At 72.3% G+C, this 15,224-nt stretch carries 14 protein-coding genes; 1 reads left to right on the top strand and 13 read right to left on the bottom strand.

What is annotated here, in order from left to right:
* Positions 1 to 8: 8 nt before the first annotated feature.
* The 5 genes from AB0G20_RS33855 to AB0G20_RS33835 all read right to left on the bottom strand — a co-directional run bounded on the left by AB0G20_RS33855 (position 9) and on the right by AB0G20_RS33835 (position 5,006).
* Entirely contained in the window at positions 9 to 416 is a 408-nt protein-coding gene (locus AB0G20_RS33855; protein ID WP_361309126.1) for a VOC family protein, read from the bottom strand.
* 115 nt (positions 417 to 531) lie between these two features.
* The gene (locus AB0G20_RS33850; RefSeq protein ID WP_361309123.1) at positions 532 to 2,148 is read right to left on the bottom strand and encodes a hypothetical protein; all 1,617 of its coding nucleotides are present in this window, start codon (positions 2,146 to 2,148) and stop codon (positions 532 to 534) included.
* Positions 2,130 to 2,879: an ATP-binding cassette domain-containing protein gene (locus tag AB0G20_RS33845; RefSeq protein WP_361309120.1), complete on the bottom strand. Its 750-nt coding sequence runs from the start codon at positions 2,877 to 2,879 to the stop codon at positions 2,130 to 2,132. The genes AB0G20_RS33850 and AB0G20_RS33845 overlap by 19 nt, the downstream gene beginning before the upstream one ends.
* A gap of 206 nt (positions 2,880 to 3,085) precedes the next feature.
* The gene (locus AB0G20_RS33840; protein ID WP_361309297.1) at positions 3,086 to 4,405 is read right to left on the bottom strand and encodes an aspartate aminotransferase family protein; all 1,320 of its coding nucleotides are present in this window, start codon (positions 4,403 to 4,405) and stop codon (positions 3,086 to 3,088) included.
* A gap of 61 nt (positions 4,406 to 4,466) precedes the next feature.
* The gene (locus AB0G20_RS33835) at positions 4,467 to 5,006 is read right to left on the bottom strand and encodes an Lrp/AsnC family transcriptional regulator (protein WP_361309118.1); all 540 of its coding nucleotides are present in this window, start codon (positions 5,004 to 5,006) and stop codon (positions 4,467 to 4,469) included.
* A 164-nt stretch (positions 5,007 to 5,170) separates the two neighbouring features.
* Here AB0G20_RS33835 and AB0G20_RS33830 point away from each other — a divergent pair, with 164 nt between their 5' ends.
* On the top strand, positions 5,171 to 6,610 hold the full coding sequence (locus tag AB0G20_RS33830; protein ID WP_361309115.1) for a gamma-aminobutyraldehyde dehydrogenase: 1,440 nt from the start codon (positions 5,171 to 5,173) through the stop codon (positions 6,608 to 6,610).
* A 60-nt stretch (positions 6,611 to 6,670) separates the two neighbouring features.
* Here the strand turns inward: AB0G20_RS33830 and AB0G20_RS33825 are convergent, their stop codons facing one another.
* Genes AB0G20_RS33825 through AB0G20_RS33790 form a run of 8 tightly spaced genes read right to left on the bottom strand, consistent with a single transcriptional unit; the run spans position 6,671 to position 15,135 of the window.
* Positions 6,671 to 8,179, bottom strand: a complete 1,509-nt coding sequence (locus AB0G20_RS33825; RefSeq protein WP_361309114.1) for a zinc ribbon domain-containing protein — start codon at positions 8,177 to 8,179, stop codon at positions 6,671 to 6,673.
* Positions 8,176 to 8,736: a phage tail protein gene (locus tag AB0G20_RS33820; RefSeq protein WP_361309112.1), complete on the bottom strand. Its 561-nt coding sequence runs from the start codon at positions 8,734 to 8,736 to the stop codon at positions 8,176 to 8,178. Before AB0G20_RS33820 ends, AB0G20_RS33825 begins: the two co-directional genes overlap by 4 nt.
* A gap of 58 nt (positions 8,737 to 8,794) precedes the next feature.
* Entirely contained in the window at positions 8,795 to 10,756 is a 1,962-nt protein-coding gene (locus AB0G20_RS33815; protein ID WP_361309109.1) for a putative baseplate assembly protein, read from the bottom strand.
* Positions 10,756 to 11,196: a GPW/gp25 family protein gene (locus tag AB0G20_RS33810; protein ID WP_361309107.1), complete on the bottom strand. Its 441-nt coding sequence runs from the start codon at positions 11,194 to 11,196 to the stop codon at positions 10,756 to 10,758. Before AB0G20_RS33810 ends, AB0G20_RS33815 begins: the two co-directional genes overlap by 1 nt.
* A 49-nt stretch (positions 11,197 to 11,245) precedes the next feature.
* On the bottom strand, positions 11,246 to 13,153 hold the full coding sequence (locus AB0G20_RS33805) for a VgrG-related protein (protein WP_361309105.1): 1,908 nt from the start codon (positions 13,151 to 13,153) through the stop codon (positions 11,246 to 11,248).
* Entirely contained in the window at positions 13,153 to 13,878 is a 726-nt protein-coding gene (locus tag AB0G20_RS33800; RefSeq protein WP_361309102.1) for a peptidase M23, read from the bottom strand. The genes AB0G20_RS33805 and AB0G20_RS33800 overlap by 1 nt, the downstream gene beginning before the upstream one ends.
* A gap of 28 nt (positions 13,879 to 13,906) precedes the next feature.
* Positions 13,907 to 14,329, bottom strand: coding sequence for a phage tail protein (locus tag AB0G20_RS33795; protein ID WP_097221094.1), 423 nt, complete (start codon positions 14,327 to 14,329; stop codon positions 13,907 to 13,909).
* Between the two features lie 56 nt (positions 14,330 to 14,385).
* On the bottom strand, positions 14,386 to 15,135 hold the full coding sequence (locus AB0G20_RS33790) for a hypothetical protein (RefSeq protein ID WP_361309100.1): 750 nt from the start codon (positions 15,133 to 15,135) through the stop codon (positions 14,386 to 14,388).
* Positions 15,136 to 15,224: the final 89 nt, after the last annotated feature.

Here is a 15,224-nt window from a genome sequence, read left to right as displayed (position 1 = left end):
GCACGCCGTCAGCCCTGGACGGCCGCGGGGTCCATCCACACGACCTCGAAGGTGTGGCCGTCCACGTCGTCGAAGGCGCGGCCGTACATGAAGCCGTGGTCCTGGGTCTCGCCCGAGACGGAACCGCCCGCCGCGACCGCCTTCTCGACCAGCTCGTCGACCTTCTCGCGGCTCTCGGCGCTCAGCGCGAGCAGCACCTCGCTGGTCTTCGTCGAGTCCGCGATGTCCTTCTTCGTGAACTGGAGGTACTTCTCCTTGGTGTGCACCATCACCACGATGGTCTCGCTGATGACGACCGAGGCGGTCGTGTCGTCACTGAACTGCTCGTTGATCGTGAAGCCCAGCTCCGTGAAGAACTTCTTCGAGGCGCCGAGGTCGCCGGTGCACAGGTTCACGAAGATCATCTGCTGGTACATGCGAGGTCTCTCCCATCAAGTCCGTGTCGTTACGCGGGGATAGACCGGGGGCCGGTCCGGAACTCATCGCCGTACGGAGATTTTTTTCGTACGAGTTTTCCGGCGGCCGCGGGGCTCAGCGAGCCAGGGGCAGCGCCGCCAGTTCCGCGACCGTCAGGGCGAGCGGACCGAACAGGGCGAGCAGCGCGCCCGCGCGGAGGGCGGCGGCGCTGCGCAGCATCGTGGCGGGGGCGCCGAGGCGCAGCAGTGCGGCGGTGGTGTCGGCGCGGGACTGCCGGGCCTCGACTGCGGCCGTGAGGAGCGTCGCCGTGGTGCAGCCGGTCACGAGGAGCACGCCGAGGGTGGTGAGCGGGCCCAGCGAGAGTCCGTCCGGGGCGTGCAGCAGTGCCATGGCCCAGGCGGCGGACAGGACCGCGCAGACGACGCCCAGGGGACGTCCGATGCGCACGGCCTCCGCCATGAGGATGCGGCCGGCCAGGAGCCGCAGGGCGCCGGGGCGGGCCGACTGGAGCAGCCGTCCGCACAGGTGGGTCAGCCCCGGACCGGCCAGGGCCAGGCCGACGGCGGCCAGCGCCCAGCCCGCCAGCACGCCGGGGGAGGCGCCGGAGAACGTGAGGTCGGGGGGTGTGGGGGCGGTGCGGCTCGTGTAGCTCTCCACGGCGAGGCCCGCGGCCAGCACGGTGATGCCCCAGGGGAGGCCGGAGGGGGCGGCGATGGTGTCCGGCAGGGCCTCGTCGGGGGTCGCGGGGTCGGTGTCGGCGCCGGGTGCGGCGGCGGGCGAGCCCGGCTGCCGTGCCAGGGCCCCGGCGGGGCTGATGGCGCCGGCCGCGTCCGGCGCCGACGCGCGCGGGCTGAGCCACTGGGCCGGATCGCCGGCCGGGCCCCGCTCACCCGTCGCCTCCGGTGAGGCCGGGTGCGGGGCGCCGGGCGCAGGGACGTCCACGGCCGGGTCAGCGCCCGGGTGCACCGCGGGCAGGTGTGCGGGGTCCGCGACCGCGCTCACCGTCCCGCCGGGACCCGCGACGGCCGCCGAGGCCGACCCGCTCGTCCGGGCCGCCGGCGGGCCGCTCTGCGCGGCGGGCCCGGCGGGACGGCCGTCCGTGGGCCGGATGATCTGCCGGCCGAACCGGCCGTACGCCCCGAAGGTCTCGCGGGTGCTGGTGCGCCGGTAGGCGCCGAAGCGGCCGTACGTCCGGGCCGCCCGGGGCCCGGACGGCCTCGCCTCGCGCGGCCGCAGTGCCAGTGCCACGGCCACCGACGCGCCGACGGGCACCAGCGCCAGCAGGGTCAGGGCGCCCGGCAGCGGGAGGGGCTGGTCCGCGGCGAGGGACTCGGCGGCCACGCCGTCGAAGGGCATGCCCGTCAGGTCGCCCCGCAGGTGCAGGAAGACGAGCAGGGCCAGCATCGAGCCCAGCGTGCCGGACAGGGCCGTCGTCGTCGCCGACACGGCCATCATGCGCACCGGGCCGAGGCCGATCGCCGAGAGGCCCGCGCGGGGTTTGGTGGCGGGGTCGGTACGGGCCACCGCGACCGCGAAGTACACCGTGGCGGCCAGCGGGGCCGCGCACCAGGCCAGCCGTAGCGCGGCGGATCCGGGGGAGTCGGGGTGGCCCAGCGCGTAGCCCAGGGCGCAGAGCAGCAGGAAGCCCGTGCCCGCCGAGGCGGCCGCGACCATCAGGCGGCGCAGCTGGACGGTGGGGTGGGCGCCGCGGGTCAGACGGAGAGCGAGCACGCGGCCCGGCCTTCCGGCTCGCTGGTCTCGGCGACCGGCGGCAGGTGCACCGTCTGCACGCGCCGCCCGTCGAGCAGGGACACTGTGCGGTCGGCGAGGGCCGCGGTGTCCGCGTCGTGGGTGGCCAGGACGACGGTGATGCGGTGGGAGCGGGCCGCGGTGGTGAGGGTGCGCAGCACATGGGCGCGGTCGGCGCGGTGCAGCGGCGCCGTGGGCTCGTCGGCGAACAGGACCGAGGGCGCGGGGGCGAGGGCGCGGGCGATGCAGACCCGCTGACGCTCGGCCTGCACCAGCTGGTGCGGCCGTTTGCGGGCGCTGTCGCCGATGTCCAGGCGCTCCAGCCACTCCAGGGCCGCGGTCTTGGCGCGGCGGCGGCTGGTGCCGCGCAGCATCAGCGGCAGGGCGGCGTTCTCCCAGGCGTTGAGCTCCGGGACCAGGGAGGGGGCCGGGTCGATCCAGCCGAAGCGGTCGCGGCGCAGCCGCTCGCGGGTGAGGGGGCCCATGGTGTGGACGGGCACGCTGTTGAACCAGACCTCGCCGCGCCGGACGGGCACCATGCCGGACAGGCATCGCAGCAGGGTCGTCTTGCCGCTGCCGCGCGGTCCGCTGAGCGCGAGGATCTCGCCCTCGCGCACGCCGAGCGAGACGCCGCAGAGCGCGGGCGAGCCGTCGTCGTGCTGGAAGTGCAGGGCGCGTGCCCAGAGCACGTCGTTGTCCGGCGGGGCCTCCATGCGCGTACACCTCGGTTCAGATCCGTAGTTCCCGTGCCATCCCCCGTGCGGGGGAACGAAGGCAGGGCCGATCGGTCACTGGGCACGCTAGGCAGAAGGCGGCGGGACGCCGGACAGCACGCGGCCCCGGGCCGCCGTTTCTCACTCGAACGGGCGGCACCGGGGCCGGTGTTGATCATCCATGCAGACGATCTGAGCGACGGGCGTCAGAGCTTCGTCCACGCCTCCGAGAGGGTGGCGCGCAGGATCTGCTCGATCTCGTCGAACGTCGACTGGTCGGAGATCAGCGGCGGGGCGAGCTGGACGACCGGGTCGCCACGGTCGTCGGCGCGGCAGTACAGGCCGTTGTCGTACAGCGCCTTGGAGAGGAAGCCGTACAGGACGCGCTCGGTCTCCTCGTCGTTGAAGGACTCCTTGGTGTTCTTGTCCTTCACCAGCTCGATGCCGTAGAAGAAGCCGTTGCCGCGGACGTCGCCGACGATCGGCAGGTCGTGGAGCTTCTCCAGGGTGGCGCGGAAGTTGCCCTCGTTGTCCAGGACGTGCTGGTTGAGGTTCTCGCGCTCGAACAGGTCGAGGTTGGCCAGGCCCACGGCCGCGGAGACCGGGTGGCCGCCGAAGGTGTAGCCGTGCAGGAAGGTGTTGTCGCCCGTGTAGAACGGCTCGGCCAGGCGGTCGGAGATGATGCACGCGCCGATCGGGGAGTAGCCCGAGGTCATGCCCTTGGCGCAGGTGATCATGTCCGGCACGTAGTCGAACTTGTCGCAGGCGAAGTACGTGCCCAGCCGGCCGAAGGCGCAGATGACCTCGTCCGAGACGAGCAGCACGTCGTACCGGTCGCAGATCTCGCGGACCCGCTGGAAGTAGCCGGGCGGGGGCGGGAAGCAGCCGCCCGCGTTCTGCACGGGCTCCAGGAAGACCGCGGCGACCGTGTCCGGGCCCTCGAAGAGGATCTGCTGCTCGATCTGGTCGGCGGCCCAGCGGCCGTAGGCCTCCGGGTCGTCGCCGTGGATCGGGGCGCGGTAGATGTTGGTGTTCGGGACCTTGTGCGCGCCCGGGACCAGCGGCTCGAAGGGGGCCTTCAGGGCCGGCAGGCCGGTGATGGACAGGGCGCCCTGCGGGGTGCCGTGATAGGCGACCGCCCGCGAGATGACCTTGTGCTTGGTGGGCTTGCCGACCAGTTTGAAGTACTGCTTGGCGAGCTTCCAGGCGGTCTCGACCGCCTCACCGCCGCCGGTGGTGAAGAAGACCTTGTTCAGGTCACCCGGGGCGTGGTGCGCGAGGCGCTCGGCCAGCTCGACGGCCTTGGGGTGGGCGTAGGACCACACCGGGAAGAACGCGAGCTCCTGCGCCTGCTTGAAGGCGGTCTCGGCGAGCTCGACCCGGCCGTGCCCGGCCTGCACCACGAAGAGGCCGGCGAGGCCGTCCAGGTAGCGCTTGCCCTTGTCGTCGTAGATGTACGTGCCCTCGCCCCGGACGATGGTGGGAACGGGGGACTTCTCGTACGACGACATGCGCGTGAAGTGCATCCACAGGTGGTCGTACGCGGTCTGGGAGAGGTCCTTGCTCACGGCTATCGGGTCCTCACGATTATCGGGTTCCCCACATGTAGGTCTGCTTCTTGAGCTTGAGGTAGACGAAGCTCTCGGTGGAGCGCACTCCGGGCACCGCCCGTATGCGTTTGTTGATGACCTCCAGGAGGTGGTCGTCGTCCTCGCAGACGATCTCCACCATCAGGTCGAAGGAACCTGCGGTCATCACCACGTACTCGCATTCGGACATCTCCGACAGCGCGTCCGCGACCGACTCCACGTCGCCCTCGACGTTGACGCCGACCATCGCCTGTCTGCGGAAGCCCACGGTGAGCGGGTCCGTGACGGCGACGATCTGCATCACGCCCTGGTCGAGCAGCTTCTGGACGCGCTGGCGCACGGCCGCCTCCGACAGGCCCACGGCCTTGCCGATGGCGGCGTACGGCCGGCGGCCGTCCTCCTGGAGCTGCTCGATGATGGCGAGGGAGACGGCGTCCAGCTGCGGCGAGCTGCCGTTCCTGGACTCGCGGGAGGGCTCGCGGTGCTCCCGCGACCCCTTCTGGTCTGCGCTTCGACTGGCCACGAGGTCACTGTGCACGAGGTCTCGACACTTCCGCAAGCCTCGATCGATGAAATCCGTTGTTTCGATAGCCCGCTCCTGCGAATTCCGCACGAACGAAGGGAGTGGGGGTGTTGAAAACGTGGGTCGGCCGACTAGGGTGGGTGTCTCAAGTACTGGACATCCGAACTGGAGGGCCGGCAGTGAGCACCGAGCTGCGTCGTCTGCGCAACTACATCGGCGGTGAGTTCCGGGACGCCGCCGACGGACGGACCACCGAGGTGGTCAATCCCGCGACGGGCGAGGCGTACGCGACCGCTCCGCTGTCCGGGCAGGCGGACGTGGACGCCGCGATGGCGGCGGCCGCCGAGGCCTTTCCCGGCTGGCGCGACACCACGCCCGCCGAGCGCCAGAAGGCCCTGCTGAAGATCGCGGACGCCTTCGAGGAGCGTGCCGAGGAACTGATCGCGGCGGAGGTGGAGAACACGGGCAAGCCCATCGGGCTGACCCGCTCCGAGGAGATCCCGCCGATGGTCGACCAGATCCGCTTCTTCGCGGGCGCGGCGCGGATGCTCGAGGGCCGTTCGGCCGGTGAGTACATGGAGGGCCTGACCTCCATCGTGCGCCGGGAGCCGGTCGGCGTCTGCGCGCAGGTCGCGCCGTGGAACTACCCGATGATGATGGCGGTGTGGAAGTTCGCCCCGGCGATCGCGGCGGGCAACACCGTCGTGCTGAAGCCGTCCGACACCACCCCGGCCTCGACGGTCCTCATCGCCGAGATCATCGGCTCGATCGTCCCCAAGGGCGTCTTCAACGTCATCTGCGGCGACCGCGAGACCGGCCGTCTGATGGTCGAGCACGAGACCCCGGCGATGGCCTCCATCACCGGTTCCGTACGGGCCGGCATCCAGGTCGCGGAGTCCGCCTCCAAGGACGTCAAGCGCGTCCACCTGGAGCTGGGCGGCAAGGCCCCGGTCGTGGTCTTCGAGGACACCGATATCCCTAAGGCCGTCGAGGACATCTCGGTCGCCGGTTACTTCAACGCCGGCCAGGACTGCACCGCCGCCACGCGCGTGCTCGTCCACGAGTCCATCCACGACGAGTTCGTCTCCGCGCTGGCCAAGGCCGCCTCCGAGACGAAGACCGGGCAGCCGGACGACGAGGACGTGCTGTTCGGCCCGCTCAACAACCCCAACCAGCTCAAGCAGGTCGAGGGCTTCATCGACCGGCTGCCCGCGCACGCGCGCGTGGAGGCCGGCGGCAAGCGCGTCGGCGACAAGGGCTACTTCTACGCGCCGACCGTCGTCTCGGGCCTGAAGCAGACCGACGAGATCATCCAGAAGGAGGTCTTCGGCCCGGTCATCACCGTGCAGTCGTTCTCCGACGAGCAGCAGGCCGTGGAGTGGGCCAACGGCGTCGAGTACGCGCTGGCCTCGTCCGTGTGGACCAAGGACCACGGCCGTGCCATGCGGATGTCCAAGAAGCTCGACTTCGGCTGTGTGTGGATCAACACGCACATCCCACTGGTCGCCGAGATGCCGCACGGCGGCTTCAAGAAGTCCGGCTACGGCAAGGACCTGTCGGGGTACGGCTTCGACGACTACACGCGGATCAAGCACGTGATGACGTCGCTGGACGCGTAGGCGGGACCGACACCGCCGAGCGGCCCCGGACGGCTGGATCCGTCCGGGGCCGTCGCGTGCTCAGGCGTTGTTCGCGCTGGACGGACCGAAGAACTCGATCTCCGCGATGGCGACCTGCTTTTCCGCCGAGATGCCGTAGGCGGACTCGATGGTGAAGCGGACGGCGCTGACCTCGCCGACGCGGAAGGCGCGCCGCTGCGGGCCGGCCCCCTGGTCGAGCGTCAGCCGGCGGGTCGTGGTCCGGCCGTCCTTGCCGGTGATCGTGGCCGTGATGCGGTGCGGCAGCGCCGACTTGGAGAGCTGGTCGGAGCGCGTGGACGTGCCCGGCGTGATGATCAGGTCCAGCAGCCGGGTGGGCTGGTCGAAACGGGCCTCTATGTACTGGCCCCGACCCGTCTGGGACACGCCCGGGCCCCACCAGGTGTCGTTGAGCTTGTCGAAGACCAGGTCCGGCTTGTGGCCGGGGTAGGAGCGCGAGGCGCTGTAGCGGTCCGGGGAGACCGGGGCGCGCTTGGCGAAGTGGTCACGGGTGGCCTGGATGCCCGCCGGGATGTTGACCGTCAGCGCGATCAGCAGGGACAGGACGATCGCGATGCCCAGCCAGGACAGGACGCGGTCGAAGGTGCGGCGCAGCCGGGGGCGGTCGCCCGCCCAGGGCGTTTCCCGGCTGCCGAAGGGGCCGAGCCGCCGCCACCAGGGGAGCCGGGCCGGGGCGGGCCCGTCACCGGCCATGGGCATCGCGCACCGCGCGCAGAAGTGCCGCTCGGGGCGGTTGCGCGTGGCACACCAGGGACAGGGGGCGCCGCCGTCGATGCCGTGTTCCTCACCGGGGGCCCGGACGGCCTCGGGGCGCTGCGGGGCGGGGCGGCCGGGCAGGACCGGGGCGACCGAGGGTTCGGCGGCCGGACGGGGTTCGGCGTCGGTGACCGGGACGAGGAGCCGGCGGGCCCGGTCCGTCATGCCGTGCGTGTCTGCGGGGGTGGGGTGCGTGGTGGCCGGGGGGACGGGCTGGGTGGGAGCGGTCTCGTCCAGGGCCGGTTGTGCGGGGGTGTGCGGTGGGTTCGTGTGCGCGTCGGGGGTCTCGGGCCGGGGTGCCGTGTGGTGCGGGGCGGGTCGGGACGGGCCGGGGGCTTCGTCGGTGGTGGTCGTGGGAGTGGCCGGGGCGGTGCCGGGCTGGGTCGCCCTGTCCGTGGTCAGCCGGTCCCGGGAGGTGCGGGCCAGGCCCGTTCCGCCGTCCGGGCTGGCGAAGGCGTCCCAGCCGGGCTCGTGCGCGGAGGCCGGGGAAGGGGTCCCGCGGGAGTCGGCGCCGGAAGCGGCCCGGCCGTTCGAGGGTGTCGCGGAGGACGTGTCGGCACTCTCGCCACGGGCTGCCGCGGCGGAGCGAACCGGCGCCGGGGCTCCGGGACCCGCGGCCGGCTCGGACGCCCGGGAAGGCCCGGCGGCGCCGCCGGGCCCGGGCCCCTCGGCCGGGCGGTCCGTCCAGCTCAGGACCGACCCGCAGGCGTCGCAGAACGACTGGCCCGGTTGCGCACGGGTGCCGCAGTCGGCGCAGTTCTGGGGGGTCGTCATGAGTGCGGGGTCCTTTCGGGGGTTGCGGTCACCTGGACGGTGTACGGCATGTGGGCGGGGCGGGCGGCGGACACGAGGGTGTCCAGGCGGTGCCGGTCCGCGGAGGTGGGGGCGGGCAGCCGCAGGTGGACGTGAAGGCGGGGGCGCGGGTCGCCGGGGAACGGGCCCAGGGGGCGGGCGTCCCACGACGCGCCGCCGCTCTCCGTGATCTCGGGCTCGACGCCGAACGCCAACCGGACCGCCTCGGACAGACCGCGCCGGGTGCCGCGGATGCGGTGCAGATACGCGGCGGCGGCCACGGCGGCCCGCAGCAGCGGCTCGGGTTCGTCGCCCTCGGTCTCCGCGCCCACCCAACTGCCCAGCCACTGGGTGAAGTCGAGCGGCGCCAGGGACGGGCGGAAGTAGGTGTCGAGACAGTCCAGCACGCTCAGGATCGGGGCGACCACATCGTCGAGCCCGCCCACGAACCGCTGGGCCAGGTCGTCGTCGGCGAACACGGCCGGCAGCATCACGCCGATCGGCGCGGACGATCCGAGACCGTCGATGGAGCCCCTCATACGCTGCTTCCCTCCGGGATCCGGCCCATCGGGATCCGGACCATCGGAATCCGGCTCATCAGGACCCGTCTCCGATCACCCGGACGCGGTGGTCGAACGAGAACACCAGCGAGGGCGCCGACAGATCGATCCGGTCCGTCGGCTCGCCGCGCTTGCCCGTGAGCGGGTCGGCGGGGTGCAGGATCACCTCGTCGACCAGTTCGACACCCGGTACGCGCTGCAGCACCGCGAACACCTCCCCGGCCTGGACGGGCCGCCCGAACGGCCAGCCCGTGCCGTCCGCACCGCCGGTCAGCGGATCGAGGTGCCGGTACAGGGCGTCGTGCGCCTGCCGGCGCACCCGGTCGGTGTCGACACCCCGGAACGCGTGCACCGTGGCCACGACCGTGACGCCCTGGTAGTACGGCGGTCCCACCGCCAACCGGGTGCCGATCAGGCGCCGTTCGTCGAGATGGCGGGTGATGCGGTCCAACAAAGCGTCGCCGGGCACCAGTTGCTCGAAGCGCAGCCGGCCGCCCGGGTCCGGCACGGCCTGCGGGACCACCAGGACCCGTACCGCGTACGCCCCGTGCTCGCCCTCCTTGCCCTCCAGGCACGTGATGCGCGCCGTCTCCGGTGCGGCGCGGCGGGCCAGCTCCTCGTAGTCGCGCAGCGTCACCGCCCGCTCCTGGGCGCGCAGCGTGATCGGCGCCCGGACCTTGGCCTCCTGCACCGTCTCCCCGTCCACACCGCCGCGCGCGGCCTCGCGGTTGACGACCTCGGAGACGTACGGGATGGAGGTGCGCAGGATCCGCACGGCACCGCGCGCCACGTTGCCCGCGCGGCCACCGCCCGTGCGGTAGCGGCGGGCCCGCACGGGGGCACCCTTGGGGGCGACCCTCCCGTACTGCCGCAGGGAGCCGTCGGGTTCGCGCACGGCCGGGCCGAAGGCGATCTCCCCGGTCGTGGCGTCGAGGGTGATGTGCCGGTCCCGCGGCCCGGAGGACGCGAAGTTCGGGACGACCCGCCAGTCCGCCCAGCCGTCGTGCTCGGCGGTCTGCAGCAGCACCGGCGGGTCGTCGCCGACCACCGGCGCGTGCGCCAGCCGCAGCCGCTGCCCCGGCAGCCCGGTGGACTCGCCGAGCGCCTCGTCGTGGACCGTCTCCGCGTGCACGGCGCCGGTGGTGCCGCCGATCGTGAACGCCTCGGCGGCCCGCACGGTGGGCGAGGTGGTGTAGAAGGGCTGGTCCGGCAGGGGGTCGGTGACCCGGCAGCGCAGCCAGCCCGCCTCCTGGCCGGCGTTGCGGGACAGCACATGCCCGCCGGGGACGTGCAGGACGACCTCGCCCGGCCGGTTGAGGCCGCCGGTGCCGTCCCGGTCCACCTCGCAGGGCTGCCAGCCGTCCGCGGTCCACGCCTCCCACACCAGCGGCGGCTGGCGCGGGTCCACGCCGACGCCGTCCACCCGGCTGTCCAGGTCCAGGGCGACCGCGCAGTGCGGCACCGCCGCGGTCAGGCCGAGGAGCATGGCGTCACCGGGGCTGGGCGACTCGGCGAAGCACAGCAGGTCCTTGTCCTCCCCGGCGAGGTCGTGCGTCCGGTCGACGACCGGCTCGCCCCGGTGCTGCACCAGCAGATGGCGCAACGCGCAGGGCACCAACGCAAGTTCGCGCTCGGTCGCGAAGACGACCGCCTCCTCGCTCTCGGTGCGCAGCGTGGCGACCTCCGTGCCGACCGGCACCCGCACCGGCTCCTCCTGCGGCGCCGACAGCCAGAACGTCACGTCCGTGCGGGCCGCGGACGGCGGGAACAGGGTGATCCCGACCAGGTCCAGGAACGCCAGATGGTTCTTCTCCGGCACCCGGTTCAGCCGGTAGACGATCTGGTCGGCCATGTGGGCGACCGTCTCGACGAGGGTGACGCCAGGGTCGGAGACGTTGTGGTCGGTCCACTCCGGGGCGCGCTGCTGGATGTAGCGCTTGGCGTCGTCGACGAACTGCTGGAAGCGGCGGTCGTCGAGGTTGGGGGAGGGCAGGGCCATCAGCGGTCGCTTTCGGGGGCGGGGCCCGCGCCGGGGGCGTCGGGCTCCTCGTGGGACGGAATGACGTAGAACGGGAAGACCAGGCTGCGCGGGTTGTTGGTGCCGCGGATCGAGTAGCGGACGTCGATGAAGAGCACGCTCTGGTCTCCGCCGGCGGTGACGTCGACGTCCTCGACCTCGATGCGCGGCTCCCAGCGGTCCAGGCTGACGTGCACCTCGTGCTGGATGCGGCCCGCGGTCTGCTCGTTGACCGGCGCGAACACCAGATCGTGGATCGCGCAGCCGAAGTCCGGCCGCATCGGCCGCTCGCCCGGCGCGGTCGACAGCACCAGCCGGATCGCCTCCTCGATCTCCCGCTCCCCGCTGACCAGGGCGATCCCGCCGGTCGGCCCGATGCGCAGCGGGAACGACCAGCCGGAGCCGACGAACTGCTCGGCCATCAGAAGCACACCCTGTCTTTCCTCGTCGTTCCTGGTCTTCCGGCGCCGGTCACGGGATCGGCATCGGAACGGGGATGGTGGTGACCCCGAACGTCTTCGAACCGATCAACGTGGTCGGCGACTTGATCGTCGTGTTGACGAGCGAGTTGATCTGCACGGTGGCCTTGCCGGTGAGGCTGGCGATGCCCGTGGCGTCCAGGTTCAGGGCACCGGCCGCGTTCACCGCGATCGCGCCCGCGGCCCGCATGTTGACCACACCGCCGCCCTGGATGGTGAGCGGACCGCCGCTCTTGATGGTCAGACTGCGCCGGGCGCTCAGCGAGAGATCGCCGCCGGCCTCGACCGACACCGACCGGCTGCCCTTGATCGTCACCGAGCCCTTGCTGTCCACCGTGATCTCGGTCTTCGTCCGGTCCAGGTTGATGGTCAGCTGCTTGTCGCCGGAGACCAGCCGGACGCCCTGCTTGCGGCCGCCGGTCTTCTGGCTGAGCAGGTCCATCCGGTTGCCGTCCCGGTCGGAGACGGTGTGCCGGCTCGCCTTCTTGCGGACGGTGTCGTGCAGCGGCACGTCACCGACCGTGGTGGGCTTGTCCCGCCCGTTGTAGAGCCCGCCGATCACGAACGGATGGTCCAGGGCACCGCGGTCGAACGCGACCAGCACCTCGTCGTTGACGTCCATCGGGAACACCCCGCCGCCGCCCAGACCGCCCAGCTGAACGGTCCGCGTCCAGTCGCTGACGTACGTGTCGTCCAGCCACGGGAACTGCAGCCGCACCCGCCCCTGCTTGAGCGGGTCGTTCACGTCGGTGACGAGCGCGTTGGCCACGCCGGGCAGCCGGGGCGCGGCGGGCGTCCCGCCCGAGGCCAGCCCGTACAGCGAGCGCCACTGGCGTCCGCTGACCGTCACCCACGCCTCGTAGTGCCTGCCGTCGCCGAAGTCGTGCCGCACCGAGGTGACGGTGTACTTGCCCTCGAAGGGCACACCGACGTCCGCCAGCGCGACCGGAACCCCCGGGCGAAGCTTGGGGTTTCCGCGCGCGACGACCTCCAGCTCGGCGAACGAGCCGGTGACGTCGTCGGCGAGGGCGTCGGCGGCGAACTTCACCTCGCTCTGCTTGTCGTAGGGCGTGCCCGTCTCCACGAGCCTCGCGGCCTTGAACTTCCCGGCCGCCGCGCCCGGGGTGGTGCCGATGGTGATGCCGGGATTGCCGGTCGCGGGTGCGGTGGCGGTCAGCTTCTTCTTGGTGGTCACGTCCCAGCCGCGCGACTCGACCTTGGCCACCTGGTCGGCGGCGGTGACGGCGGCCCGCAGCCGCAGGATGTCGTGCCCGCCCTGGAGGACGAACGGGCTCTTGTCGCCGTCGGTGTTCGGGGAGGGCGCGCCGGAGGCCGACTTGGGCTTCACGAACTGGAACCTGCCGTCCGCGTCCACGGACATGACCATCTCGTTCTCGTCGGCGAGCCGCGCGAGGAAGTCCCAGTCGGTGACGTTGGACTGGCTGATGAACTCGTACACCGTCTTCGTCGACTCGATCCGCCCGATCGGCACACCGTCCTGGCCGGCGAGCTTGCGGGCGATGTCCGAGGCGCTCTGGTTGCGGTACGCGGCCACCCGGCGCTGGCGCAGCAGGCGGTGCCCGAAGTCGTAGCCGCGGACGACGGTGTAGCTGCCGGTGCCGTCGTAGTCGGCCTCCAGGCCGGTGACCTCACCGGTCAGCAGCGGATCGGCGGCGCCCTCGCCGTCGGCCACCGGCGCGAACACCACCTCGGTGCCGAAGGTGATGCCCAGCTGGCCCAGCAGCAGCCGGTACGGGTCGCGGAACGTCAGCCGGAACGCGGCCGGGACGCCGACCCCCTGGTCGACGTAGCTCTCCACCAGGTCCGGGACGAACTCGGGCGGCAGCGGGGAGCCGCCGATCTTCACGTCGACGACGCTGACGAACGAGGACTGCACCATCAGGAACGCACCTCCTCGGTGGCCGGCAGCACGAGTTCGATGCCGGTCGGCAGCCGCGACGGGTCGTCGATGCCGTTGGCCTCGGCGATGGAGCGCCAGGCGGCCGCGTTGCCGTACTCCCGCCAGGCCAGCGACTGGAGCGAGTCGCCCGCCACGACCCGGTGCACGCGCTGCGCGGTGAGCGCGCCCGAGGTCGGGTTCTGTCCCTTGGTCTTCATCGGGATCTCGTGCAGCTGCACCCGGCAGGTGGCGCGGATGGGCACGCCGGTCGTCGAGAACAGCGTGTAGTCGGCCGACACGGAGCTGACGTACGCCGTGAACCGGGCCGTCGAGAACGAGCCCCACTGGAAGACGACCCACGGCGGCGACGGCTGCTTGGCGGCGATGCTCTTGGTCGTCACCTCGCAGCAGGCGAGCAGCGAGTCGACCTTCTTCATCACGGAGTTGCTGGTCGGCTCGTCGGAGGAGTCCAGGAAGATCTCGACGGCCATCTCACGCGGTTCCGCCCCCATGAACTCCGGGAGCGGGCCGACCCGTTCGGTCTGCGCGGGGGTCGCCTTCCACTGGGCACGGCGGCTCAGCGACAACTGCGCCGGGTTGAAGTCGAAGTCGAACGTCTTGATGATCCCGCCCGGTGTCCTGCTCTTGCCCTTCGGCGGTTCGTGAATGGCGAGCGTGGCGCGGATGAGGCTCTTGCCCGCGCCCCTCTTGCTGCCCTTGGCCATGATGTCCCGGTCCTCCCCTCAGTTCGTCTCAGTCCGTGAACCCGTGGTGGGTGATCTCCAGAACCTCGGTCGCCACCGCCGGGTTGGCCGGGTCGAGGGTGGGGCCGGTCCAGCTGACCGGCAGCACGTCGATGAGCCCCCACCGGGCGACCTCCGACCCGTCGGCGCGCAGCGCCGCGATCTGCGCGGTGGGCCGCTTGATGCCCGTCTGCAGCGACGAGATCCACTTGGCGACCTTCGTGGTGTCCGGGGTGAGCGGCCGGGTCAGCCGGATCGTCGAGAACGACACGCGGGTCGGCAGCTGCCAGACGAAGCCGTTGTTGCCGCCTTCCTGGCGCTGCTCGATCTCCACCTGCGAGGACAGCCCTTCGCATCCGTTGAAGTAGCCGAGGCTCTCGCCGTCGATGCTGAGGGTGAACCAGATGGTGGAGCCCGGATCCTGGCGGGACATCGCGGGTGGGCCTTTCTGTCGTCCGGGGCGGTCGTTCCGGGGCGGATGGGGGCCGGTCAGTGGCGGGGGTCGCGGAGCCGGCCGATGCGTTCGCGGTCCAGGCGTAGTTCTGTGCGGATCAGGCGGGTGATGCGGCCGATGATGCGGTGCACGAGTTCGTCCAGCTGGAAGTCGGTCAGCTCACGGGGGTCGAAGGTCCCGGCGGGGACTTCCGTGTAGGCGGGCGGCGGGGGCGGTGGGCCGGCCGGGGGTGTGTAGGGGGGTGGGGGGTCGGAGTGGCCCGTGGCGGGTGCTGCGGCTTGGTTGGTGAGGGTGGTCGCGACCGTGGCTGCGGCGGCTGCGGCGAGGGCTCCTGTGGCTGAGGGGGGCGTGGCCTGGGGTGCCGTCTTGGGCTTCTTGCGGAAGAGGTGCTGGACGACGGGGAGGGGTGGTTGGGGGGTGGGGGTGTGCGGGTGGGTGGGCGTGGAAGTGGGCTGTGGGGCTGGGGTGCGTTGTACGGAGGGCTGGGGTGGCGTGGGCTGGGTGGGGCTGAGCAGCGGGGTCGTGTGGGTCGGCGTGGTGGGTACGGGGGCGCCCAGGGGGGAGCGGCGGGGGGCGGTCGGGGTGGCGTCACGGTGGTGCGATGGGGAGGGGGGCGATGCGGGGGTGGGGCGTGCGGTGAGGGGGGCGCCGAGGCCGAGGCGAGGGGGGCGGGGGGTGACGCTTCGCTGGACGGGGGGTGTGGCGGTCGGGGGCGCCGGCTTGGCGGGCTTGACTGTCGCCGGCTGGGTGGCGGGCCTGCTGGATGCGGGGCTGGGGGTGGGCACGGCCTGCGTGGGGCCGGGTGCCGGGGTGGTGCCGGCGGACGGGCTTGTGGGGCTGTGGGGGGTGGGTGCGGGGGAGTGCGTGGGCAGCG

This window comes from Streptomyces sp. NPDC024017, assembly GCF_040638895.1.
Taxonomy (GTDB): Bacteria; Actinomycetota; Actinomycetes; order Streptomycetales; family Streptomycetaceae; genus Streptomyces.
The sequence above is the reverse complement of the archived record's forward strand: the minus strand, read 5'-3'. Positions and strand labels throughout refer to the sequence as shown.